At 75.2% G+C, this 20,220-nt stretch carries 20 protein-coding genes; 8 read left to right on the top strand and 12 right to left on the bottom strand.

The genetic code is table 11. The annotated features are described in order from the left end of the window. Positions 1-7: 7 nt before the first annotated feature. Positions 8-1,579, bottom strand: coding sequence for an ATP-dependent DNA ligase (locus ABZ956_RS28460; protein WP_361899651.1), 1,572 nt, complete (start codon positions 1,577-1,579; stop codon positions 8-10). A 214-nt stretch (positions 1,580-1,793) separates the two neighbouring features. Here ABZ956_RS28460 and ABZ956_RS28455 point away from each other — a divergent pair, with 214 nt between their 5' ends. Then, the gene (locus ABZ956_RS28455) at positions 1,794-2,129 is read left to right on the top strand and encodes a hypothetical protein (protein ID WP_361899648.1); all 336 of its coding nucleotides are present in this window, start codon (positions 1,794-1,796) and stop codon (positions 2,127-2,129) included. Between the two features lie 49 nt (positions 2,130-2,178). On the opposite strand, the gene ABZ956_RS28450 is transcribed toward ABZ956_RS28455, so the two are convergent. The 6 genes from ABZ956_RS28450 to mdlC form a co-directional block, all read right to left on the bottom strand. Next, a complete protein-coding gene (locus ABZ956_RS28450) occupies positions 2,179-2,472 on the bottom strand; it encodes a hypothetical protein (protein WP_361899645.1) in 294 nt (97 codons plus the stop codon). Then, positions 2,469-4,232 carry a peroxidase family protein gene (locus ABZ956_RS28445; RefSeq protein WP_361899642.1) on the bottom strand — a complete coding sequence of 588 codons (1,764 nt, stop codon included), beginning with the start codon at positions 4,230-4,232 and terminating at the stop codon, positions 2,469-2,471. The genes ABZ956_RS28450 and ABZ956_RS28445 overlap by 4 nt, the downstream gene beginning before the upstream one ends. A 41-nt stretch (positions 4,233-4,273) precedes the next feature. Continuing rightward, entirely contained in the window at positions 4,274-5,647 is a 1,374-nt protein-coding gene (locus ABZ956_RS28440) for a hypothetical protein (RefSeq protein WP_361899639.1), read from the bottom strand. Then, on the bottom strand, positions 5,644-7,074 hold the full coding sequence (locus ABZ956_RS28435; protein WP_361899637.1) for a cytochrome P450: 1,431 nt from the start codon (positions 7,072-7,074) through the stop codon (positions 5,644-5,646). Before ABZ956_RS28435 ends, ABZ956_RS28440 begins: the two co-directional genes overlap by 4 nt. Further along, positions 7,071-8,483 (bottom strand): FAD-linked oxidase C-terminal domain-containing protein, encoded by a 1,413-nt coding sequence (locus ABZ956_RS28430; RefSeq protein WP_361899634.1) that lies wholly within the window; start codon positions 8,481-8,483, stop codon positions 7,071-7,073. Before ABZ956_RS28430 ends, ABZ956_RS28435 begins: the two co-directional genes overlap by 4 nt. Before the next feature lie 98 nt (positions 8,484-8,581). Beyond that, positions 8,582-10,198 (bottom strand): benzoylformate decarboxylase, encoded by a 1,617-nt coding sequence (gene mdlC, locus ABZ956_RS28425; protein WP_361899631.1) that lies wholly within the window; start codon positions 10,196-10,198, stop codon positions 8,582-8,584. Positions 10,199-10,365: 167 nt separating this feature from the next. Here mdlC and ABZ956_RS28420 point away from each other — a divergent pair, with 167 nt between their 5' ends. After that, positions 10,366-10,575 carry a hypothetical protein gene (locus ABZ956_RS28420; protein WP_361899628.1) on the top strand — a complete coding sequence of 70 codons (210 nt, stop codon included), beginning with the start codon at positions 10,366-10,368 and terminating at the stop codon, positions 10,573-10,575. Positions 10,576-10,661: 86 nt separating this feature from the next. Here the strand turns inward: ABZ956_RS28420 and ABZ956_RS28415 are convergent, their stop codons facing one another. Next, positions 10,662-11,108 carry an SPW repeat protein gene (locus ABZ956_RS28415; protein WP_361899626.1) on the bottom strand — a complete coding sequence of 149 codons (447 nt, stop codon included), beginning with the start codon at positions 11,106-11,108 and terminating at the stop codon, positions 10,662-10,664. A 167-nt stretch (positions 11,109-11,275) separates the two neighbouring features. On the opposite strand from ABZ956_RS28415, the gene ABZ956_RS28410 reads away from it, so the two are divergent. Both ABZ956_RS28410 and ABZ956_RS28405 read left to right on the top strand, forming a co-directional pair. Next, a complete protein-coding gene (locus ABZ956_RS28410) occupies positions 11,276-11,437 on the top strand; it encodes a hypothetical protein (protein ID WP_361899623.1) in 162 nt (53 codons plus the stop codon). Positions 11,438-11,510: 73 nt separating this feature from the next. Continuing rightward, positions 11,511-12,647, top strand: coding sequence for a glycosyltransferase family 1 protein (locus ABZ956_RS28405; protein ID WP_361899621.1), 1,137 nt, complete (start codon positions 11,511-11,513; stop codon positions 12,645-12,647). A gap of 13 nt (positions 12,648-12,660) precedes the next feature. Here the strand turns inward: ABZ956_RS28405 and ABZ956_RS28400 are convergent, their stop codons facing one another. Genes ABZ956_RS28400 through ABZ956_RS28385 form a run of 4 tightly spaced genes read right to left on the bottom strand, consistent with a single transcriptional unit; the run spans position 12,661 to position 15,588 of the window. Next, the gene (locus ABZ956_RS28400) at positions 12,661-13,524 is read right to left on the bottom strand and encodes a biotin-dependent carboxyltransferase family protein (RefSeq protein WP_361899618.1); all 864 of its coding nucleotides are present in this window, start codon (positions 13,522-13,524) and stop codon (positions 12,661-12,663) included. Then, complete coding sequence (gene pxpB, locus ABZ956_RS28395; protein ID WP_361899616.1) at positions 13,521-14,171, bottom strand: 5-oxoprolinase subunit PxpB; 651 nt, start codon at positions 14,169-14,171, stop codon at positions 13,521-13,523. The genes ABZ956_RS28400 and pxpB overlap by 4 nt, the downstream gene beginning before the upstream one ends. Next, positions 14,168-14,947, bottom strand: a complete 780-nt coding sequence (locus tag ABZ956_RS28390; RefSeq protein WP_361899613.1) for a 5-oxoprolinase subunit PxpA — start codon at positions 14,945-14,947, stop codon at positions 14,168-14,170. The genes pxpB and ABZ956_RS28390 overlap by 4 nt, the downstream gene beginning before the upstream one ends. Continuing rightward, positions 14,944-15,588 carry a GntR family transcriptional regulator gene (locus ABZ956_RS28385; protein ID WP_361899610.1) on the bottom strand — a complete coding sequence of 215 codons (645 nt, stop codon included), beginning with the start codon at positions 15,586-15,588 and terminating at the stop codon, positions 14,944-14,946. The genes ABZ956_RS28390 and ABZ956_RS28385 overlap by 4 nt, the downstream gene beginning before the upstream one ends. A 147-nt stretch (positions 15,589-15,735) precedes the next feature. Here ABZ956_RS28385 and ABZ956_RS28380 point away from each other — a divergent pair, with 147 nt between their 5' ends. The 4 genes from ABZ956_RS28380 (at position 15,736) to ABZ956_RS28365 (ending at position 20,183) form a co-directional block, all read left to right on the top strand. After that, entirely contained in the window at positions 15,736-16,425 is a 690-nt protein-coding gene (locus ABZ956_RS28380) for a DUF969 domain-containing protein (protein ID WP_361899608.1), read from the top strand. Next, positions 16,422-17,390, top strand: a complete 969-nt coding sequence (locus tag ABZ956_RS28375; protein WP_361899605.1) for a DUF979 domain-containing protein — start codon at positions 16,422-16,424, stop codon at positions 17,388-17,390. The genes ABZ956_RS28380 and ABZ956_RS28375 overlap by 4 nt, the downstream gene beginning before the upstream one ends. Before the next feature lie 114 nt (positions 17,391-17,504). Next, complete coding sequence (locus ABZ956_RS28370; protein ID WP_361899602.1) at positions 17,505-19,028, top strand: hypothetical protein; 1,524 nt, start codon at positions 17,505-17,507, stop codon at positions 19,026-19,028. Positions 19,029-19,274: 246 nt separating this feature from the next. Next, positions 19,275-20,183 (top strand): hypothetical protein, encoded by a 909-nt coding sequence (locus ABZ956_RS28365; protein WP_361899599.1) that lies wholly within the window; start codon positions 19,275-19,277, stop codon positions 20,181-20,183. Positions 20,184-20,220: the final 37 nt, after the last annotated feature.

Genomic DNA, 20,220 nt, shown 5'->3' with positions numbered 1-20,220 from the left:
GACCGTCTCAACCGCCGGCCGGGCTGTCACCGGCCCGTCCGGCGCCCGGGGACAAAGCCAGCACGGTCTCGACCGTGTCCGCCTCCTCGGCCCGCTTGTCCTCCCGGTAGCGCACCACGCGCGCGAACCGCAGCGTGACCCCCGCCGGATACCGGGAGGACCGCTGGAGCCCGTCGAAGGCGACCTCCACCACCAGTTCCGGCCGCACCGTCACCACGAAGCCGTCGTCGCCGAGCGCCAGCGACCGCAGCCGCTCGGTCTGCCAGGCCAGCATCACGTCCGTCATGCCCTTGAACGTCTTGCCGAGCATCGCGAACGAGCCGTCCGCCCGCCGCGCCCCCAGGTGCAGGTTCGACAGCTTCCCCCGCCGCCGGCCGTGCCCCCACTCGGCGGCCAGCACCACCAGGTCGAGGGTGTGCACCGGCTTCACCTTCAGCCAGGACGCGCCCCGCCTGCCCGCGCTGTACGCGGCGTCCAGCGCCTTGACCATCACCCCCTCGTGCCCCCGCCGCAGCACCTCGGCCGCGAAGTCCCGCGCCGCCGCCCGGGCCTGATCGTCCCCCGGGTCCGTCACCACCCGCCGGCGCACTCGCAGCGGCCCGGGCACCACGCGGTCCAGCACCGCGTGGCGCTCGGCCGTGGGCAGCGCCAGCAGCTCACGGCCGTCCACGGCCAGCACGTCGAAGAAGACCGGCGACAGCGGCAGCGCCGCGCCCGCCGCCGCCACGTCGAGCCGGGAACCGACCCGGCCCGCGACGTCCTGGAAGGGGTGCGGCCGCCCCGCCGCGTCCAGGGCGATGACCTCGCCGTCCAGCACGGCCGAGGTGACCGGCAACGCCAGCGCCGCCGACGCCAGTTCCGGCAGTCGCCCGGTGATCTCGTCCAGCGTCCGGGTGTAGACCCGCACGTCACCACCGTCCCGGTGCACCTGCACACGGATGCCGTCCAGCTTCTCCTCCACCGCGCACGGGCCCAGCCGGTCCAGCGCCTCGTCGACGTCCTTGGCGCTCTGCGCCAGCATCGGCAGCACCGGCCGCCCCACCTCCAGCCGGTAGCGCGCCAGCGCCCCCGGCCCCTCGGCCAGCAGCGTCCGCGCCACCGCCCCCAGCGAGCCGCCCAGCATCACCGCCCGCCGCACCTCCTCCGGCGCCGCCCCCGCGGCCGCCGCCAGCCCCTCGACGGCCAGCGCGTCCAGGGCGCCCTGGCGCAGCTCGCCCCCGATCAGCCGGAGCAGGAAGTGCTGCTCGGCGGCCGTGGCCGCCGCCAGCAACGCGCCGACCAGCCGCCTGCGTTCACCTTGGGCCCCCTTGCCCGTCACGGAGGCGATCGCATCGAGCGCCCGGTCCACCTCCCGTACGGTCAGGGACGGCTCGGCGGCCGGGGCGGGGGCGTCCCGCAGGGTGCTCCAGCCGACGCCGATCCTGCGCTGCGGCAGCCGGCCCGCCAGGTACGGGATGACGATCGGCGCGTCGTCCGGCTCGGCGTCCCGGAACAGCCCGGCCAGCAGCGCGATCTTCCCCGACCGCGCGCTCTCCGCCGCGACCCGCGCGGACACCTTCGCGACCTCGGCGAGCAGCATGCCCCCATCGTGCAACGGGACGGGCCGCCCCGCAGCGCGGTTGCGCCCCAAGACTCATATATCCGGTCGTTTCCCCTCGCGACGCGGCCATCCGGAGTCACGGTGGGTGATGTCGCGCACACTTAGTGGAAGGGTCGTAACCGGCCGGTGTCGCGGCGGGTTGACGCACCGGCACCGCAGGATCGACGACGCAGGACGGAGCAGTGGTTCAGCCATGAGCAAGCGCCAGAAGGGCCGCCGACACCGCAGGGTCAACCGCACCCCACGCCCGGTGGGTTCGACCCGCCCGTCCGCGGCGCGGCACGAGCCGCGCCCGGAATCCCGGCACGAGCCGAGGCCGCACACCGGCCTCGGCCGCCACGAGGCCCGTACCTTCGACGGGCTGCGGGCCCTCGGCGACGGAGGAGCCTCCGTCGACGAACTGTGCGCGGCGGTGGGCTACCAGGCGCGCACGATCGTCAAGCACGTCAACGGCCTCGCCCAGCACGGCCTGGTGGAGCTGCGCGGCGAGCGCTGGTACGCCACCGAGGGGCAGCCCGCGAGCCGGTGACGCACCGGCGCACCGGGCCGGGGACGCGAAGGCCCCGGCCCGGTGCCCGTCAGCCGACGCGCGTCGCGCCCCCGTGCTCGCGCCGCCTGCGCGCCAGCACCGCGAGCACGGCCTCGTGACCGAAGAGGGCCTCGGCCGCGCGCTCCAGCGACCGGGCGGCGTGCTCCGCCCGCTCGGCGTGCGCGAGGATCCGCTGCCGCAGGGCCGCCCCCTCCGGGCCCGGCAGCGTCACCGCCTCCGCCCCCGCACGCAGCCGCCCGGCCTGCTCGCGCAGCCGGACCGCCCGCTCCCGCACCGGCCCCGACCAGGGCGCGCCGCCGACGGCCCGGGCCCGGGCCGTCACCGCACCCCCCGCCAGGGCGCGAAGGCGTTGCGCACCTGCTCCAGCGCGGGCGCCAGCTCGGGGTGGTGGCGCAGCAGCACATCCCGCATGCTCGTGCGGTCGACCCACTCCAGGCCCTCCGCCGTGTAGACCTCCGGCCGGTAGTCGGTGGTGAAGAAGCGGTCGCTCTTCAGCCGGCGCGAGGCCATCAGCACGAACACCCGGAACGCCGTGTCGCTGAACGCGAAGCCGCGCGGCTTGGGTTCGGCGTACATGCCGACCATGGTGTCCACGCGCTCCAGGCGCCCGTCGTAGACCTCCCGCAGCTCCGCGGCCAGCTTCAGGTCGCCGCCGGTCAGCTCCTCGAAGCCGCGCACCGGCGGCCGGTGCAGCGCCGCCCGGAAGGCGGTGTAGCGGGGCACGCCGCGCTCCCGGTCGCGCAGGACGTCCACGGTGCCCACGTCCATCCGCTCCCCGGACACCCGGGACAGGTCGCGCAGACAGTCGGGGTGGTTGTGCAAGGTGATGGCGCCGGGGTGCATGGTGCCGAAGGAGTACAGCAGGTCGGCCAGGCCCCAGTGGTCCACCGCCTTGCGGGTGGCCAGCGCCTGCAAGGGCTCGAAGCCCGTGACGTCGATCAGCGCACCCGTGCGGTGCGAGCGGATCTCGTACTCGTCGCGGATCAGCGGGTGCAGCCGGTAGGAGGTGACGAACTCCTCCGTCATCGAGTACGGCGCCGCGTGGTGGCGGGTGGGGGAGCCCGGGATGCCGAAGAGGGCCTCGCCCTTGCCGAAGCGCCGCACCCGCCGGCGCAGCCGGGCGGGCAGCACGCCGTACCAGTTGAGGTGCATCGCCGCCCGCGTCACCGGCTGGTCGATGACGGCCGGCGTCCACTCCACCGTATGGATCTTCGCCATGACGGCGGCGTTGACCAGCCGCGCCGTGTGGAAGAGCCGCTCGTCGCCCCAGGTGGGATGGACCGAGGCGATGCGGTCGCAGATCGCGTTGTGCTCCTTGGCGAAGAGCGTGTGCAGCAGCGACAGCCCCACCCAGTAGTTGTCGTTGAAGCCGGTGGCGTCGATGCCCGACAGCCCCGTCCGCGGCTCGTCCGGCAGCCGCCCCTCCACCAGGGCCAGCTTGCCGCCCTCGCCCGTGCGCAGCGCCCGGCACCGCTCCTCGCTCGATCCGTAGATCTGCGAGCCGTCCCACCAGTGGGTGACGGTGTTCTCGTACGTCGGCGGCCGGCCGGGCCCGGTGTGGGCGACGGGATCGGGGCGGGAGCGGCGCACGAGCATGGGGCACCCCCGCCAGTCGTCGTCCGCGGCGAGCGGCACGTCCAGCGGCCGGTCGGTGGTGTTGTCGCCGTGGCTGAACCAGCCGTGGTTCTGGAACTGGATCCAGGCCGCGGCCAGCAGATTGAGGGTCGGCGCCGGCCGGAAGCCGGAGGTGCGCGCCAGCAGCCGCCGGGAGACCTCGCGCGGGCTGGGCGCGAACAGACCCTGCTCCTCGGCGTCGGGGAAGGTCTGCGGCAGCGCGCAGTTGCGGTCGAAGCGGGTGCCCGCCCGGCCCATGTCCACATCACGCGGGTCGTAGCCCGAGCCGTCGTAGCTGCGGTACGGCAGCAGGCCGGGGCTCGGCTTGCGCGGACGCTCGCCGCCGGCGCCGTAGGTGTCGTGCAGGTTGTGGGCGCGCAGCAGCTCCCGCTGCCGTCTGAGCTCCCACAGCGCCAGGGGGAAGGGCAGCGAGTGCCACTCGCGTCGGGGCCGCGGTACCGGGGTCATGCGCTCTCCAGGGGGAAGGGGAGGTAAGGAAAGGGGGTGGTTCAGCGGTCGTGGAGCCGGAGGACGACGGTCTCCTCCACCCGGCCCCGGTACGGCTCCAGCAGGGCGTCGACCCGGTCGCGGGCCTCGGGGGCCACCTCGTCGAGGCTCTGCGCGTACACGCCGGCGCTGTGGCACTGCGGGAAGTCGTGCGAGGGGTCCACCCAGGTGATCTCCAGCCAGTCCGCGGGCACCGGGAAGACCGAGACGGGGCTGCGCCCCTCCAGGTTGGGCACCACGTCGTGCTCGTTGACGAGGCTGACGACGCGGGTGGCCGGGTCGTGGGGGCGCTTGAAGTCGATCGGCGAGCCGACGGCCACCACATGCGTGAGCCGCCACCGCCGGGTGACCTCGGGCAGCTCGGCGAGGTTCATGGCCGTCAGCCCGCCCAGACTGTGCCCGATCAGCGCGATCTGCGCGCCCTCGGGCACGGCCCGGGCCAGGCCCTTGCGGACGGCCCGGGTGTAGGGGGTGTCGTTGCGGCCGACGGCGGTGACCGCGCCGACGAGGTCCTGCGGGGTGGGGTTGCGGGGCCGCCCGAAGGCCATGCCGGGCAGCAGCACCACATGACGGGTGACGCCGTCCGGCCCCGTCACGCGCTGGACCAGCATCCGTCCGTCGTTGCCCAGGACGGCCACGTTCCGCAGGTGCGCCGCGATGCCACCGCCGCCGTCCAGGCGGGCGAGCAGCGCTTCGTCGGGCGGCTCCGCCTCCGCCCGGCCAGGGCCCCGGTCCCAGCGGGCCCAGGCGCCGATGGTCAGGCCCAGCAGCGGATCGCCGTCGGCCCGGGTGCCCATGACGATGTGCCAGGCCGCCGCGTCGTTGAACGGGTTCTCGTCCACCAGCGCGTTCCACGCCATCACCTCGGCCAGCGAGGGCGCGAGGTGGGCCAGGGCCCGCTCCGCGCCCTGGCTCCGCATGCTCTCCCGCAGGATCCGCAGCGCCCGCACCTGCCGGTCCGCCTCGATGGCGTCCAGCAGCCGGCGTACGGGCCCCTGCCCGGCGAACTCCGGGTGCCGCAGCGAGCACAGCCGGATCCGCAGCTTCAGCGACGTCACCGCCACCGCGACGGCCAGCGACTCCCGGCCGGTGAGGACCCCGCCCAGCCGGGCGGCCCGGCCCAGCGTCCCGCCGTCCGGCGCGTAGCCCAGCCCCGCGGGGGAGGTCAGGGCCCGCGCCAGGGCCCTGACGGCCCGCAGACCGCTGCGCGGGGAGCGGCCCAGGGAGGCGGTCAGCGCCGGGTCGGTGGCCACGGCGGTCAGCGCCCGGCCCGCCTCCCGGATCTCCCCCGCCACCTCGCCCAGGGTGCGGGCCACGGCCGCCAGGGCGGCCACGTCCGGGCCCGCTTCCGCGCGGGTGACGCTCTCGGTGCTCACCTGCCCTCCGGAATCCGGTAGGGGCGGTAGCCGATCCGCAGCCGCGACGCGTCGAAGGTGAGCGGCAGCGGCCGCTGGGGGCTCAGCCGCACACCGGCCACCGCCAGCTCCCCGCCGCGCAGGAACTCCGCGACGAAGGAGGTGGCCAGCAGCAGCCCCAGCTCCATGCCGCTGCACTGCGCCTCGCCCCGGCTGAACGGGCTGACGGCCCAGTCCGCGTCCGCCGTGCCGTCCAGCCACTTCTCGGGCGCGAAGCGGTGGGCGTACTCGACGCGCTCCTCGTCGCGGGCGTGGAAGCCGGCCGGCACCAGCACGTTCATCCCGCCCGGCGCCACCGCCGAGCGCCAGCGGGTCTCCGCCGTGGTGCGCCGCATCAGGCTCGGCACCGGCGGCCACAGCCGCGCGGCCTCCTGGACACAGGCGCGCAGGTACGGCATGTCCCCGAACCCCGCCACCGTATGGGCGCCGTGCCGCCGGTCCGCCGCCCGGACCTCCTCGACGGCCTGCCGGTAGGGCAGCGGGTGGGTGGCCAGCAGGGCCAGGGTCTGCACCACGGCGGCGTGCACCACGCCCAGCGCCATGAACCAGTGGGCGACCTGTCCCTCGGGAGCGGTCTCCGGGCCCCGGGGCGCCGTGCGGAACAGCCCGGTGAGGCTGCGCGGGTCGGCGTCGCACAGATAGCGGGCCTGACGCTGCATCATCCGACGTCGGATGCGGCGGGTCCGCGCGGTCCGCCAGCGCCGCGCGCCCATCCAGTTGGCCTCGGCCAGCAGCTCGGCCAGCAGCCGGGAGAACTCCTCGTCGCCGGCGGCCGCCTCGCCCAGGAAGCAGCGCCGCCCGATGCGCTCGAGCCGCCCGCGCAGCTCCTCCGCCGGCAGGCCGGCCTCCGCCCGCAGGCCCAGCAGCGCCCGGGACTCCTCGCCCACGACCCGCAGGAAGTGGCTCGCGAGCCCGTGCGCGGGGCAGCCCGCCCCGAGCACCGCGTCGTTGAACGCCCGGCGCGCCGTGCGCTGCCGGCCGTGCGAGGCGACCAGCGCCTCGGGCTGCACGGCCGCGAAGCCGCTCACCTTCTCCCAGGTGTCCACGGCGTACACCTCGACCGGGCCGGCCAGCACCTGCCGGGCGTCCTCGGCGTCGAGGACGAGCAGCGTGGGCCCCGACGTGCCGCGCACCACGACCGGCCCCCGCCCGTGCCGCCTGCGCAGCTCGCGCATCAGCTCCATGCCGCGCCGGTTGGGGTCCACCGCCGCCACCAGCCGGGCCATGCCGGGCCGGGGACGGAAGACGCCCTTGAGGTAGTTGGGCAGGAAGTAGCCCAGCGTCAGCCGCAGGTTCTCGCTCCGGGACGCGGTGGGCAGCGCGGAACCGTCCTTCGGCCCGGCGATCGTCTCCGCGCCGGTGCCGGACGTCTCGCTCATCGGGTTCATGCCAGCACCTTCCCCGGGTTGAGCAGCCCCTCCGGATCCAGCAGCCGTTTGATCTCCCGTTGCAGCCGCAGGTTGCGCGGCGGCAGTTCCCGTTCCAGCCAGTCGCGCTTGAGGGTCCCCACGCCGTGCTCGCCGGTGATGGTGCCGCCCAGCTCCAGGCCGGCCGCCATGATGGCGTCGTAGGCCTCCTTCGCCCGTCGCGCGGCGTCGGGGTCGGACCGGTCGAAGACCACCGTCGGATGGAGGTTGCCGTCGCCGGCGTGCCCGACCGTGGCGATGAACAGCCCGTACTCCTCGGCGATCTCCTCGATCCGGTCGACCAGGAGGGCCAGCCGGTCGCGCGGCACCGCCACGTCCTCGATGAACGCCGTCACCTCGCCCGGCATCCGCCCGGTCCGGGCGGCCAGCGCGGGCATCACCATCCGGCGCGCGTCCAGTACCTGCCGGCTCTGCCCGGCGTCGCCGGCGGCCGCGACCGACAGCGCCTTGGCCTCCCCGCACAGCCGCGCCATCGCCCGCACCCGCTCCGCCGCGTCGGGGGCGTCGCTGGCCACGATCAGCGTGGCGGCGACCGCGTCGGGGTCCTGGGGCAGCAGCGGGTGCCCCAGCGCGGCGACGGCCTCGGTCGTCGTGCGGTCCATCAGCTCCAGCGCGGACGGCAGATGGCCCGCCCGGATGATCGCCCCCACGGCCGCTCCGGCGTCCGCGGTGGACGCGAACCGGGCCAGCAGCGCCAGCTCCGGCGCGCGCGGCGGGCGCAGCGCCAGCGTCGCCTCGACCACGACGCCCAAGGTGCCCTCGGACCCGACGAACAGGCGGGTCAGGTCGTAGCCCGCGACGCCCTTGACCGTGTCCCGTCCCGTCCGCAGCACCTCGCCGTCCGCCAGGACGACGGTCAGCCCGAGGACGTAGTCGGCGGTGACCCCGTACTTCACGCAGCACAGGCCACCGGCGCCGGTGGCGATGTTGCCGCCGATCGTGCAGCTCTCCCAGGAGGCCGGGTCGGGCGGATAGCAGAGGCCCTCGCCGGCGACGGCCGACGCCAGGTCGGCGGTGATCACACCGGGCTCGCAGCGCACCAGGCGGTTCGCCGCGTCGATCTCCAGGATGCGGTTCATCCGCACCATGGACAGCACCACGCAGCCGTCCACCGCGTTGGCGGCGCCCGCCAGGCCCGTACGGGCGCCCTGCGGCACCACGGGAACGCCCTGCGCGCGGGCGGTGCGCAGCACGTGCTGCACCTGCTCCACGCTCTCGGGGCGGACGACCACGGCGGGCCGGCCCGCCTCGCTGAAGGGGGCCGCGTCATGGCGGTGCAGGGCGAGTTCGTCCTCGCCGGTCAGGAGCGCGTCGTCGGGCAGGCCGGCGGCCAGCGCCGCGAGCAGCGGGCTCCGGGGGGAATCGGTCATGGGCAGCTCCATGCGGTGGGGGCCCGGAAGAGGGCGCGAGGAGGTGGACGCACGGCGGTGGCCGTCGTGCGCCGGAGGAGCGTCGGTGCGTCGGTGCGTCAGAGAGGGGTAGGTACGGTCGTGACCGGGGCCTCGATCAGCACCGGACCGTCCGGGCTGGTCGTGGCGGCGGCCACCAGCTCGGCCAGGTGCGCCGGGTCCGTGGCGCGGTGCGCGGGCACCCCGTAGCCCCGGGCGAGCGCGCACAGGTCGAGGCCGGGCAGGTCCAGGCCGGGCACGCCGGGGGTGTTCTCGAAGCGGCCGAACCACTTGAGGATGGCGTACTCGCGGTTGGCGGGGACGACGAAGGTGACCGGCACCCGGTAGGCGGCGGCCGTCCACAGCGCGGTGATCGCGTACTGCGCCGAGCCGTCGCCCACCACCGCCACCACCGGCCGTTCGGGGCGGCCGAGCTGGGCGCCGACGGCCGCCGCGAGTCCGAAGCCCAGGCCGCCGCCGGTGGTCATCAGGAAGGAGCCGGGCCGGTCGATACGCACGTGGTCGCGGAAGGCCTGGATGTTGGAGGGCGATTCGTTGACCCACACGGTGTCGGCGGGGGCTCCGCTCGCGACGGCGGCCAGGGCGATGGACGCCGACATCGGCTCGCCGTCGGCCTCCGGCACCTCGACCGTGCCCGGGCGCGGGCCCGGTGGCGACGGTAGGTCGCCGCGCTTTTCCACCAGCTCGGTGAGCAGATGCAGCGTGGGCCGCAACCCGGCCACGAGGGCGTCGCCGACCGGCGCGCGGGCGGCCTCGCCGGGGTCGCTGGTGAGCAGCACCAGCTCGGTGCCCTCGGGCAGCAACGGGCCCGGTACGTAGGGGTAGTAGCGGAAGACGGGGGCGCCCACCACCAGCACCAGGTCGTGCCCGGCCAGGGTCTGGGCCAGCGGCGCGATGGCCGGCGGGAGCACGCCCTGGTAGAGGGGGTGGTTCTCCGGGAAGCCCACCCGCCCTTCGATGGGGGAAGCCCACACCGGCAGCCCGCGCCGTTCGGCGAGCGCCACGGCCGCCTCCCAGGCCCCTTCCGCGTCCACCGAACCGCCCGTGATCAGCACCGGGTTGGCGGCCGCCTCCAGCCGCCGGGCGAGCGCCTCGACGGCCGGTGCGTCGGCGGCCGTGACGTCGGCGACCCGGCGCCCGGCGGCGTGCCGGGCGGCCCGGAGCCCGGCCTCGTCGAGTTCCACGTCGAAGTCGTCCATGGGCAGGGAGAGGAACACCGGCCCGCGCGGCGCGGACTCGGCGATGTGGAAGGCGCGGGCGAGGGCGGCCGGCACGTCCTGGGGGCGCGGCGGCTCGTACGCCCACTTCACCGCCGGCCGTGGCAGGAGGGTGGCGTCGGTGTTCGTCAGCATCGCCTCCATGGTCATCATGGCCCGTACCTGCTGCCCCGCCGTCACCACCATCGGGGTGTGGTTGGCCGCCGCCGTGACCAGGGCTCCCATGGCGTTGCCCACGCCGGGGGCGGTGTGCAGATTGACCAGGGCGGTGGTGCCGGTGGCCTGGGCGTACCCGTCGGCCATCCCCACGACGACGGCCTCCTGGAGGCCGAGCACGTACCGGAAGTCGGCGGGGAAGTCCTGGAGGAAGGGGAGCTCGGTGGAGCCGGGGTTGCCGAACACCGTCGTCGCTCCACGGGACCGCAACAGCTCACGCGCGGCTGCGCGTACGGTCGTCATGCCTGGCACCTCTTGGGGTCATGTGGGCCGGATGGGGGAGGGGAGCATTGCCACTTCCCGTCCGGCGAAGCCATGACACCGGAAGATCACCTGAGTATTCATCCGAGCGGGTGAATGCCCCCTGGCCTGCGCCGCGTTGCCGACGACCGGGTTCTACCGTCGCCCGCATGCCTGACATGGATGAGATGATCCGAAGAATCCGCCGGGACATGGACACGGAGCTGCGCAAGCGGGCGCGACGGGCGCTCACCACGACCGGCACCGAGGCCCGGCAGGGCGGCACCCTCCCCGCCCAGTGCCCCGCCCAGATCCCCGCGCAGCCGCCCGACACCGCCCGCGAGCCCGCCGCGGGTGCCCCGTTGACGGCTCCCGAGTAGTCCTCGCGCCGTGCTCGATGCCCGCTCCGCGCGGTGGCCCCGCCGCCCGGAGCAGCGGGCGACGGGGCCGGGGCGGGCGGATGGCGTCAGCCGCCGCGCCGTGCCCTCCGGGCGCCCAGCCCTGCCAGAGCCAGGGCGGTCAGGCACCCCAGAACGCCGACGACGACGTTGCTCACGCCGGCCCGCGTGACCCAGACATGGCCCACGACGATCCAGGGAGCCATGATCGTCCAGGCGGCCAGAACCAGTGCGGCCCAGCTCATGGAGTGTGTCCGCTCGTAGGCGGGCCCAAAGCCGCCGACCAGGCAAGCGAAGGCGACACCGCAAATCAGGTTATTGATTGCCAGGGTGGTGGAGCCGCTGAAGCCTGCGATCCATGGTGAGGCGGCCAAATAGACGCCGCAGAGGATGGCGAGGGCCTCGACGGCCTGGGCGGCGGGGGTCGCCGTCGTCTCCTCGGAGTGGGCGCGGAGCGCCATGATGTCCGGGTGCGTGTCGATCCGGGGCGACGTAGGGGCGGTCACGTCAGCCACCTTCTTTCCGTGTCAGTGCGGACCTGGTTGTATTTTATCCCAATTGCCCGTTAATTCACCCTGTTGGCGGTAGGAAGTGACACCTGGTCCGAAGTCGCGGCATATCGCACGCGCGAACGGGGAAGACTCATCCGTCAGCAATCGCACCTCAGGGGGAGGTACGCGCGATGGAAGAGCCCAGGAGACGGGAAAGCCGCGAGAGCGGCGGCGCCGGCCCGCAGGACGGCACCGCGCGGGCGCGCCGCGTGCCGCCGGACGACCGGCCCGCTCACCATCCCACCGCCGAGGAGGAGGAGTCGGAGTCGCACATCGTCCGCGGCATGGACTGACGCTCACGGGACGTTCCCCCGACGGAAAGATCCACGTGGCCCGCGCAACGCGCGGGGCGCCGACAACATGCTTATGCGTGTCGTCATCGTCACCGAATCGTTTCCGCCCGACGTCAACGGCGTCGCGCACTGCGCCTGGCAGACCGCCCGGCACCTCGCCCTCAGCGGCCACGACACCCTCGTGGTGGCACCGGCCGGCCGCCCCGGCCCACCCGACGGCGAGTGCGCGGCCGGCCCGTTCCCGGTCGTGCGCGTGCCCTCGGTGCCGCTGCCCGGCTACCCCCAGATCCGCGTGGCGCTGCCCAGCCGCCGGCTGACCGCCGCGCTCGCCGCCCACCGGCCCGACGTCGTCCACCTCGCGAGCCCCTTCGTCCTCGGGGCCCGGGGCATGACGGCCGCCGTACGGCTCGGCGTACCCGTCGTCGCCGTCTACCAGACCGACGTCGCCGGCTACGCCCGCACCTACCTCGGCATGGGCGAGAACGTCGCCTGGCGCCGCCTGCGCACCGTCCACCGCGCCGCCGACCGCACGCTCGCGCCCTCCGCCGCGGCCGCCCGCGACCTGGCCCTCCACGGGGTGCCCCGGGTGCGGCTGTGGCCACGCGGCGTGGACTCCGAGCGCTTCCACCCGGCCCGGCGCGACCTGGAGCTGCGCCGCGCGCTCGCGCCCGGCGGCGAGCTGATCGTCGGGTACGTCGGCCGCCTCGCCCCGGAGAAACGCGTCGACTTACTGGCGCCCCTGTGCGCCCTGCCCGGCGTCCGCGTCGTCGTCGCCGGCGACGGCCCGCACGCGGCGCGCCTGCGCACCCTCCTGCCGGGCGCCCGCTTCCTCGGCACCCGCACGGGCGACGAACTCGCCCGCATCTTCGCCTCGCTGGACGTCTTCGTCCATCCCGGCACCCAGGAGACCTTCTGCCAGACCCTCCAGGAGGCCCAGGCCAGCGGCGTGCCCGTCATCGCCCCCGCGATCGGCGGCCCCCTCGACCTCGTCGACCACCACCGCACCGGCCTCCTGGTGCGCCCGCACGACGCCCAGGCGTTGCGCGAGGCGGTCCTCACCCTGGAGGCCGGCCGCCGCATCCGCACCCAGTACGGCCGCGCGGGCCGGGCCTCCGTCCTGGCCCGTACCTGGGCGGCGGTCGGCGACAGCCTGCTGGACCACTACCGCGAGGTGCTCCAGGACAGGGCGCGGTACGGGGCGGCCGCGTGAGCGGAAGCCCGTATCACGCCCGTACCAGGACGAACCGCACCGCCGTGCCCGGCAGGGCCTGCGCGGCTGCGGCCAGGGAGGGTTCGGGCACCACGCCGATGACGGGATAGCCGCCGGTCGTGGGGTGGTCGGCGAGGAAGACGACCGGGTGGCCGTCCGGGGGCACCTGGACGGCGCCCAGGACCATGCCCTCGCTGGGGAGTTCCCCGGCACGGGAGCGGACCAGCGCGGGGCCCTCGGTGCGCAGGCCGATGCGGTTGCTCGCCGGGGAGACACGGAAGCCGCCGCCCGCCAGGACACCCAGTGCCCCGGGCGCGAACCAGTCCTCGCGCGGCCCGGGCACGAGCGGCAGGAGCAGCTCACCGGCCGGCGGCGCCGGCCACGGCACGGCGTCGGCACCGGTCGACGGCCCGTACGGGGCGCCCAGCGGCAGCGGCACGCCGTCGGCCAGCGGCTCCGGGCCGAGGCCGGACAGCAGGTCGCGGGAGCGGCTGCCCAGCACCGGCGGCACCGCGACGCCGCCCGCGAACGCCACGTAACTGCGCACCCCCGCACTCGCCGGCCCCACGTCCAGCACCGCCCCCGCCGGGACCCGCACCGGCGCGCCCCACGCCACCGGGCGGCCGTCGACCCGTACCGGAGCGGGCGCGCCCGTCACGGCGACGGTCACGGCCGCGCCCATGCGCACGGCGCAGCCGTCGAGGGTGGTCTCCAGCGTGGCGCAGTCCTCGGGGTTGCCGGCCAGCCGGTTGGCGAGCCGGTGCGCGGGCTGGTCCAGGGCGCCCGAGCGCGGCACCCCCAGATGGGCGTGGCCGGGCCGGCCCAGGTCCTGAACGGTCGTCAGCGCCCCGGCCCGCACGACCGTGACGGCGCTCACGCGCGCTCCTCGAAGCGCACCCGCGTGCCGGGCGCGAGCAGGGCCGCCGGGTCGCGCCCGACGTCCCACAGCACGGCGTCCGTGCGGCCGATGAGCTGCCAGCCGCCGGGGGAGGAGCGCGGGTAGACGCCGGTGTACGGGCCGGCCAGGCCGACCGAACCGGCGGGGACCGAGGTGCGCGGCGTGGCCCGGCGCGGCACGTGCAGCCGTTCCGGCAGGCCGGTGAGATAGCCGAAGCCGGGCGCGAAACCACAGAAGGCCACGCGGAATTCGATGCCGGAGTGGATGCGCGCGACCTCCTCCTCGGCCACGCCCCACAGGGCCGCGACCTCCGCCAGGTCCGCGCCGTCGTAGCGGACGGGCAGCACGACGGGCTCGGCCTCGGCGGCCGGCAGCGGCGGAACCGTCCAGCCGGCGAGCTCGGCGGCCAGGGCGCGCGGGTCGGCAAGGCCGTCCAGCAGCACGGTCCGGGCCGCGGGCACGATCTCGCGCACCGGCGGCAGGGTGCCGGCGGTGCGCCGCCGCAGCAGTTCGGCGTGCAGGGCCTGGGCCTCCCGCGCCGTGGCGACCTCCACGAGCAGGGCGTGCCGCCCGACGACGAGCGCCCTCGGCGGCGCGGCGGGCGGCGTGGGGCCGGGGTCGGTCATGTGAACGCCTCGACGCGTACGCCCGCCGCCTCGAGCCCCTCCCGCACCCGCCGGGCGAGCAGCGCGGCCCCGGGCGTGTCGCCGTGCACGCACAGCGAACGGGCGCGGACGGCGACCTCCTCGCCGGTGAGCGCGGTGACGGTGCCCTCGCGGGCCAGCCGGACGGACCGGGCGATGACGGCGTCCGCCTCGAGGATCACGGCGCCCGGCTGCCGGCGCGGCACCAGCGTTCCGAGCGCGGTGTACGCCCGGTCCGCGAACGCCTCGGGCACCACCGGCAGTCCGGCCTGCCCGGCCGCCTCGTGCAGCCGCGAGCCGGGCAGGCCCAGCACGGGCAGCGGCCCGCCGGCCCGCAGGATGCCGGAGACCACGGCCGCGGCCTGTTCGGCGTCGGCGACCACGCGGTTGTACAGCGCGCCGTGCGGCTTCACGTACGTCACGTCCGAGCCGGCGGCCCGGGCGAAGGCGCGCAACGCGCCGATCTGATAGGTGATCTCGTCGGCGAGCTCGTCGGGGGGCACGTCCATGGCGCGCCGCCCGAAGCCGGCGAGGTCCCGGTAGGAGACCTGCGCGCCGATGCGCACCCCGCGCTCGGCGGCGCGCTCGCACACCCACCGCATGGTGGACGGGTCGCCCGCGTGGAAGCCGCAGGCGACGTTCGCGCTGGTGACGGCCGACAGCAGCGCGTCGTCGTCCGTCAGGCGCCAGCGGCCGAAGCCCTCGCCGAGGTCGGCGTTGAGGTCGAGCACGCCCGCCGTCACACCGTCGTCCGTCATCGGTCCGCCTCCCGCATGGTGTCGAGGATGAGCTGTCGGGCGTCATCCAGATAGCCGGTCAACTCGGCCTCGGCGCGCCCGTGCTCGCCGTTCGCGAGGAGCTGCGCGAGTGCCCGGTTGCGGGCCACGAACGGCTCGTGGAAGTGGCGCGGCGAGGGCATCTCGTGGAAGGCCAGCCGCAGCTCGGCCAGCAGCCGGTCCATGGCCGCGTCGATGCGCTCGCTGCCCGCCAGCGCGGCCAGGGCCCGGTGGAAGCGCAGGTCGGCCGAGCCCACCTCCCGCCAGTCGCCGGCGGCGACGGCCCGTTCGGCCTGGGCCACCGCCGTCGCCACGGCCTCGCGCAGCGCGGCCGGCGCGGTGGCCGCGGCCCGTACGCCCGCGGTCTCCAGGGCCTCGCGGACCCGGTAGATGTCGGTGACGTCGGCGGGCTCCAGGACCCGTACGAACACCCCGCGGTTCAGCAGGTGCACCACCAGGCTCTCGTGCACCAGCAGCCGGAAGGCTTCGCGCAGCGTGTTGCGCGACACCCCGAGCTCCCGGCCCAGGGCCTCCTCCGACAGCTGGGTGCCGGGCGGCAGCCCGCCGTCCTCGATGCGGTCGCGCAATGTGGCGGCGACGCGCTGCGCGGTGGATCGGGCCATGGCGTCTCCCTCGCGGGCGGTGGCGGTACGGCTGCCGGAAATCACTGTTTCAGCATGGGCTATTGAGGATTGTTGAACAATATCTTAGCCTCCTCGCCAGTCGCCTCACCTCATCGAGTGAGGTCCGGGAACGCGGAAGGCGGACGCATGCTCGTACTCCTGGGCGTCCTCGTGGTGGTGGCGGGCTTCGCCACCCGGCGCAACCCCCTGCTGGTGGTGGGCGTGGCGGGCATCGTCACGGGCCTGCTGGGCGGGCTGTCCCCCCGGGAGGTGCTGGCCGCCTTCGGCACCGGCTTCGCCTCCAGCCGCGCGGTGACCATCTTCGCCATCACCCTCCCGGTCATCGGGCTCCTGGAGCACTACGGCCTCCAGGAACAGGCCCGCGCCCTCATCGCCCGCTTCGGCAGGCTCACCGCCGGCCGCTTCCTCGCCCTGTACCTCCTGCTGCGCCAGATCACGGCCGCCCTCGGGCTCATGAGCGTGTTCGGGCACGCCCAGACGGTACGCCCGCTCGCCGCCCCGATGGCCGAGGGCGCGGCCGAACGCCGCCACGGCCCGCTGAGCGGGCCGGCGCGGGAGAAGCTGCGCTCCTTCGCCGCCAGCGCCGACAACGTCGGATTCTTCTTCGGGGAGGACGTCTTCCTGGCCGTCGGCTCGATCCTCCTGATCACCGGTTTCGTCAACACGACGTACCACACTCACCTCGAACCCCTGGCGCTCGCGCTGTGGGCCATTCCCACCGCCCTGTGCGCCCTGGCCGTCCACGGGTGCCGGCTGCTGCGGCTGGACCGCACGCTGGAGCAGGCGGCGGCCGGCAGCGCGGAGGCCGTCAAGTGATCAAGGCGGAGTGGTTCTTCTGGCTCGTCGGCGCCATCTTCCTGGTGATGGCCGCCCAGATGGCCGCCGACCGCACCAACCCCAGGCGCCTGGGCACGGCGGCGTTCTGGGGCCTGCTCGGCGTGGGCTTCGTCTACAGCACGTGGGTGGTGGACAAGAGCGCGCCCCCCGAACCGCTGGGCGCCGCCGTCCTCGCCATGGTCTGCCTCGCGGGCTTCGGCTTCACCGGGCGCGGCGCGGCGCGCACCGCCACGCCGGAGCAGCGGGCGGCGAGCGCCGCGCGGTTCGGCTCGCGGCTCTTCGTACCCGCCCTGACCATCCCGCTCGTCGCGCTGATCTGCGCCGTCGGCGTCAAGAGGCTCTCCGTCGGCGGCGAGCCGGTCCTGCAGAAGGGCAGCGAGACCGTGCTGGGCCTGGGCATCGGGTCCCTCGTCGCGCTCGCCGTCGGCATGGTGATGCTGCGGGAGCGGCGCCCGTCGACGCCCCTGCACGCCGGGCGGTCGATGCTGGAGTCGATGGGCTGGGCCATGCTGTTGCCGCAGCTGCTCGCGACGCTCGGTGCGATCTTCTCGGCGGCCGGCGTCGGCGACCAGGTCCGCCGGATCACCACCTCCGTGCTGCCCGACGGGTCGGTTTTCCTCGCGGTCGTCGCCTACTGCGTCGGAATGTTCCTGTTCACCGTCGTCATGGGCAACGGCTTCGCCGCCTTCCCCGTGATGACCGCCGCCGTCGGCTGGCCGGTGCTCGTGGAACAGGCGCACGGCAACCCCGCCGCCGTCCTCGCCGTCGGCATGCTCGCCGGCTTCTGCGGCACCCTGGTGACGCCCATGGCCGCCAACTACAACGTCGTGCCCGCCGCGCTCCTGGAGCTCAAGGACCAGTACGGGCCCATCAAGGCGCAACTCCCGACCGCCTTCATCCTCCTTGGGTGCAATATCGCCATCATGTACGCATTCGCGGTCTGAGCGGCCGCCCGCCGCCGGCCCCCGCGGGCACCGGATCTACACTGGTGGGCCGCCGGGCGCGGCGAGCCCGTGCCGTTTCGTCCGTTGTCGGTGCGACCGCCTACTCTGTGCGACGTGACTTCTGCAGCCCCGGCGGCCGTTCCGCCCCAGCTCAACGGGCCCTCACGCCCAGCCCCGGGCCCGGCCGCCGACGAGGGCCTGGCCCGTCGGCTGCGTGCGCTCGCCTGCACCGCGCCCCTGCACGACCTCGACGCCCGCAAGACCAACCTCGCGGGCGAGTACGGCGTCTACGCGATGGCGGAGGTGGCGCTGGCCGCCATCGACCTGGTCACCCTCAACATGGACTTCGACACCGGGGCCGACCACGAGCAGATAGTCGCCCGGCTCCAGCCCCGCGTCGCCGCCCAGGCCCCCGAGCGGCCGCACGCCGAGCACGAGCGCGTCGCCCGCTGGGTCCTGGAGAACCTCATCAACGTCGGCAGCGTCGACCGGGGATTCCGCGCCGTCTACGGCACGTTCGGCGCGGACGGCGTCTACGTGCGCCGCGACTACGACTTCAAGCTCGTCGAGGAGGTCCCCGGGCCCGGCGGCACGGTCTTCCTGCGCACCACCGACGAGGCCGTCAACGTCCTGGTCGGCGCCCTGGACACGGACGTCACCAGCGCCCAGATCGCCGCCGAGGTCAAGCTCGAGGTCCTCATCAGCCGGGGCCGCCTCGCCGACGCCCAGCTCGCCGCCGAGCAGGCCCGCTACCGCACGGTGCAGTACGCGGAGACCCTCCGCAAGACCCTCGACGCCACGCGCCGCAACGTCCGCGCCGTCGACTGGCTGCGCGCCGTCCCCGACATGATCGCCGAGGCCCTCGACCACGTGGCCGACCGCTACCGCCACGAGAACGCGATCCTCACCAACATCCGCAAGGCCCGCGACGAGGCCGAGGACCCCGAGCACAAGCGGCGCGCCGCCGAACTCGTCGACATCGTCAAGGACTGCATCCGCCGCCACACCCAGCTGCAGTCCCGGCTGCTGGAGGCCGGCCCCCTCTTCCGCGCCGAGCAGGACCGCCAGGCCTTCGCGACCCCGGCCGCCCAGTCCGGGCTCGACCTGTACGGGCAGCTCCTGGCCCCCCTGCTGCCGCTGCCCCTGGAGCAGGCCGGGCGCGTCACCGACGCGTTCTTCGCCAAGGGCACGGGCCTGCGCACGCCGGCGTCCGTGCGCGTCGGCGACCTCGTCGAGATGCTGCTGACGCCGCCCACCGAGCGTGAGCACCTGGGCGCGGAGATGCCCGAGCCGGATCTGATCGCCACCCCCGACGACAGCCGCTTCAGCGAGGAACAGCTCGCGAGCGCCATGGAGCTGCTGGCCCTGCCGCCGGACGCGCCCCGCCGCCTGTCCGGCCTCCTCGCCGAGGCCCGCCGCCGCGACCCCGAGCTGCCCTACCTCCTCGCCCTGCTGGCCGTCCACGCCGCCAGCCCCTCGGTCGGCACCGCCTACCGCCAGGGCGAGCAGTCCCTGCTCTTCGCCGTCGACGACGGCACGCCGCTCGACGACGTCGAGTTCGGCGGCGCCGACCTCATCGTGGGCACCGCCCTGCTGGACGCCGCCGGCATGGCGGCGGACCGCCAGGAGGCGGTGTGAGCACCGTCGCCCGCGGGCGGTCCGGCACCGCCGGACCGCGCCGTCCGGCTTCCCGCCGTCGCGGCGGAGAGGGGTTCCGTAACCGGGGCCAAGCCCCCGGCCCCCACGGGGTCCGGGGCGCAGCCCCGGGAAACGGTGAAAGGGCCGTCCGGCTTCCCGCCGCAACGGCGATCAGCCCCCGGCCACGCCCCCGCCGGTGCCGAACCGACCGCAACACCACGCACACCCCCAGCAGGAGCACCGACCGTGACTGAGTACGACGACGCCGACGCCCCGGCGCAGCCCGACGCGGCGGACGCGGAACCGGCTCACGCCACCGCCACCGTCGGCGGCGTCACCCCCGCCGACGCCGCCGACGCCGCCCGCCTCATCGCGTTCGGCCTCCAGCCCAAGCTGCAGCCCGCCCGGGACGCCGAGTACACCGAGCTGCTGCGCCGCCACCGCGACGAGCCCGCCTTCGCGCGCCTCGCCGACGCCGTCGCCGCCGGCCTCGGGCTGATCGTCCTGGAGGTCTCCACCCGGGCCGGCATGGCCGTCACCGCCGCCGAGGACTCCGTCTTCGCCGTCCGCATGGGCGACTACGCCCGCCGCGCCACCGCCGACTCCGCCGACCGCTTCCTGCACGGCCTCGCCCACCTCGCGGTCGCCGCCCTGGCCTTCCCGCGCCCCGAGGACCTCGCCGACGACGGCTACATCGGCCGCATCACCGTCAACGGCGTCGACGCGTTCGTCCGCCAGGCATGCCGCAGGCTCGAGGAGAAGGCCGCCGAACAGGGCGAGAACACCGACCCCACCACGGACGCCCCCGGCCTCGAGGCCGCCTGGCGGGTCTACGCGCGCCGCAGCGCCACCGGCGCCACCAAGGACGCCCGCCGCCTGGCCGGCTCCACCACCGGCATCATCGCCAAGGCCGTCGCCTTCCTCGTCGACTCCGGCTTCCTGCAGCGCACCGGCGACGACGCGGGCGGCGCGTTCCGCACCACCGCCCGCTACCAGCTGCAGGTCCGCGACATGGCCGGCAGCGCCGCCATGACCGAGCTCCTGGAACTCGGCGTCGTGCCCGTCGCCGACGGCGGCGCCAGCCTCCTGCCGCCGGACGACGCCGACGACCTCGACCTGGTGGCCGACGCCGGCCTGCCCTTCCACTCCTCCTGAACCTTCCTGATCGACCCGTCCGTCAACGACAACGAGA

This window comes from Streptomyces sp. NPDC046261 (assembly GCF_040646235.1).
GTDB lineage: Bacteria > Actinomycetota > Actinomycetes > Streptomycetales > Streptomycetaceae > Streptomyces.
Note: the sequence above shows the minus strand (reverse complement) of the source record. Positions and strands in the feature narration are given on the sequence as shown.

Bases quoted from the DNA above. Each gene is read 5' to 3' on its own strand.
- ABZ956_RS28460 (WP_361899651.1), bottom strand. From the start codon at position 1,579: ATGCTGCTCGCCGAGGTCGCGAAGGTGTCCGCGCGGGTCGCGGCGGAG.
- ABZ956_RS28455 (WP_361899648.1), top strand. From the start codon at position 1,794: ATGAGCAAGCGCCAGAAGGGCCGCCGACACCGCAGGGTCAACCGCACC.
- ABZ956_RS28445 (WP_361899642.1), bottom strand. From the start codon at position 4,232: ATGACCCCGGTACCGCGGCCCCGACGCGAGTGGCACTCGCTGCCCTTC.
- ABZ956_RS28435 (WP_361899637.1), bottom strand. From the start codon at position 7,074: ATGAACCCGATGAGCGAGACGTCCGGCACCGGCGCGGAGACGATCGCC.
- ABZ956_RS28430 (WP_361899634.1), bottom strand. From the start codon at position 8,483: ATGACCGATTCCCCCCGGAGCCCGCTGCTCGCGGCGCTGGCCGCCGGC.
- mdlC (WP_361899631.1), bottom strand. From the start codon at position 10,198: ATGACGACCGTACGCGCAGCCGCGCGTGAGCTGTTGCGGTCCCGTGGA.
- ABZ956_RS28420 (WP_361899628.1), top strand. From the start codon at position 10,366: ATGCCTGACATGGATGAGATGATCCGAAGAATCCGCCGGGACATGGAC.
- ABZ956_RS28410 (WP_361899623.1), top strand. From the start codon at position 11,276: ATGGAAGAGCCCAGGAGACGGGAAAGCCGCGAGAGCGGCGGCGCCGGC.
- ABZ956_RS28405 (WP_361899621.1), top strand. From the start codon at position 11,511: ATGCGTGTCGTCATCGTCACCGAATCGTTTCCGCCCGACGTCAACGGC.
- pxpB (WP_361899616.1), bottom strand. From the start codon at position 14,171: ATGACCGACCCCGGCCCCACGCCGCCCGCCGCGCCGCCGAGGGCGCTC.
- ABZ956_RS28390 (WP_361899613.1), bottom strand. From the start codon at position 14,947: ATGACGGACGACGGTGTGACGGCGGGCGTGCTCGACCTCAACGCCGAC.
- ABZ956_RS28385 (WP_361899610.1), bottom strand. From the start codon at position 15,588: ATGGCCCGATCCACCGCGCAGCGCGTCGCCGCCACATTGCGCGACCGC.
- ABZ956_RS28380 (WP_361899608.1), top strand. From the start codon at position 15,736: ATGCTCGTACTCCTGGGCGTCCTCGTGGTGGTGGCGGGCTTCGCCACC.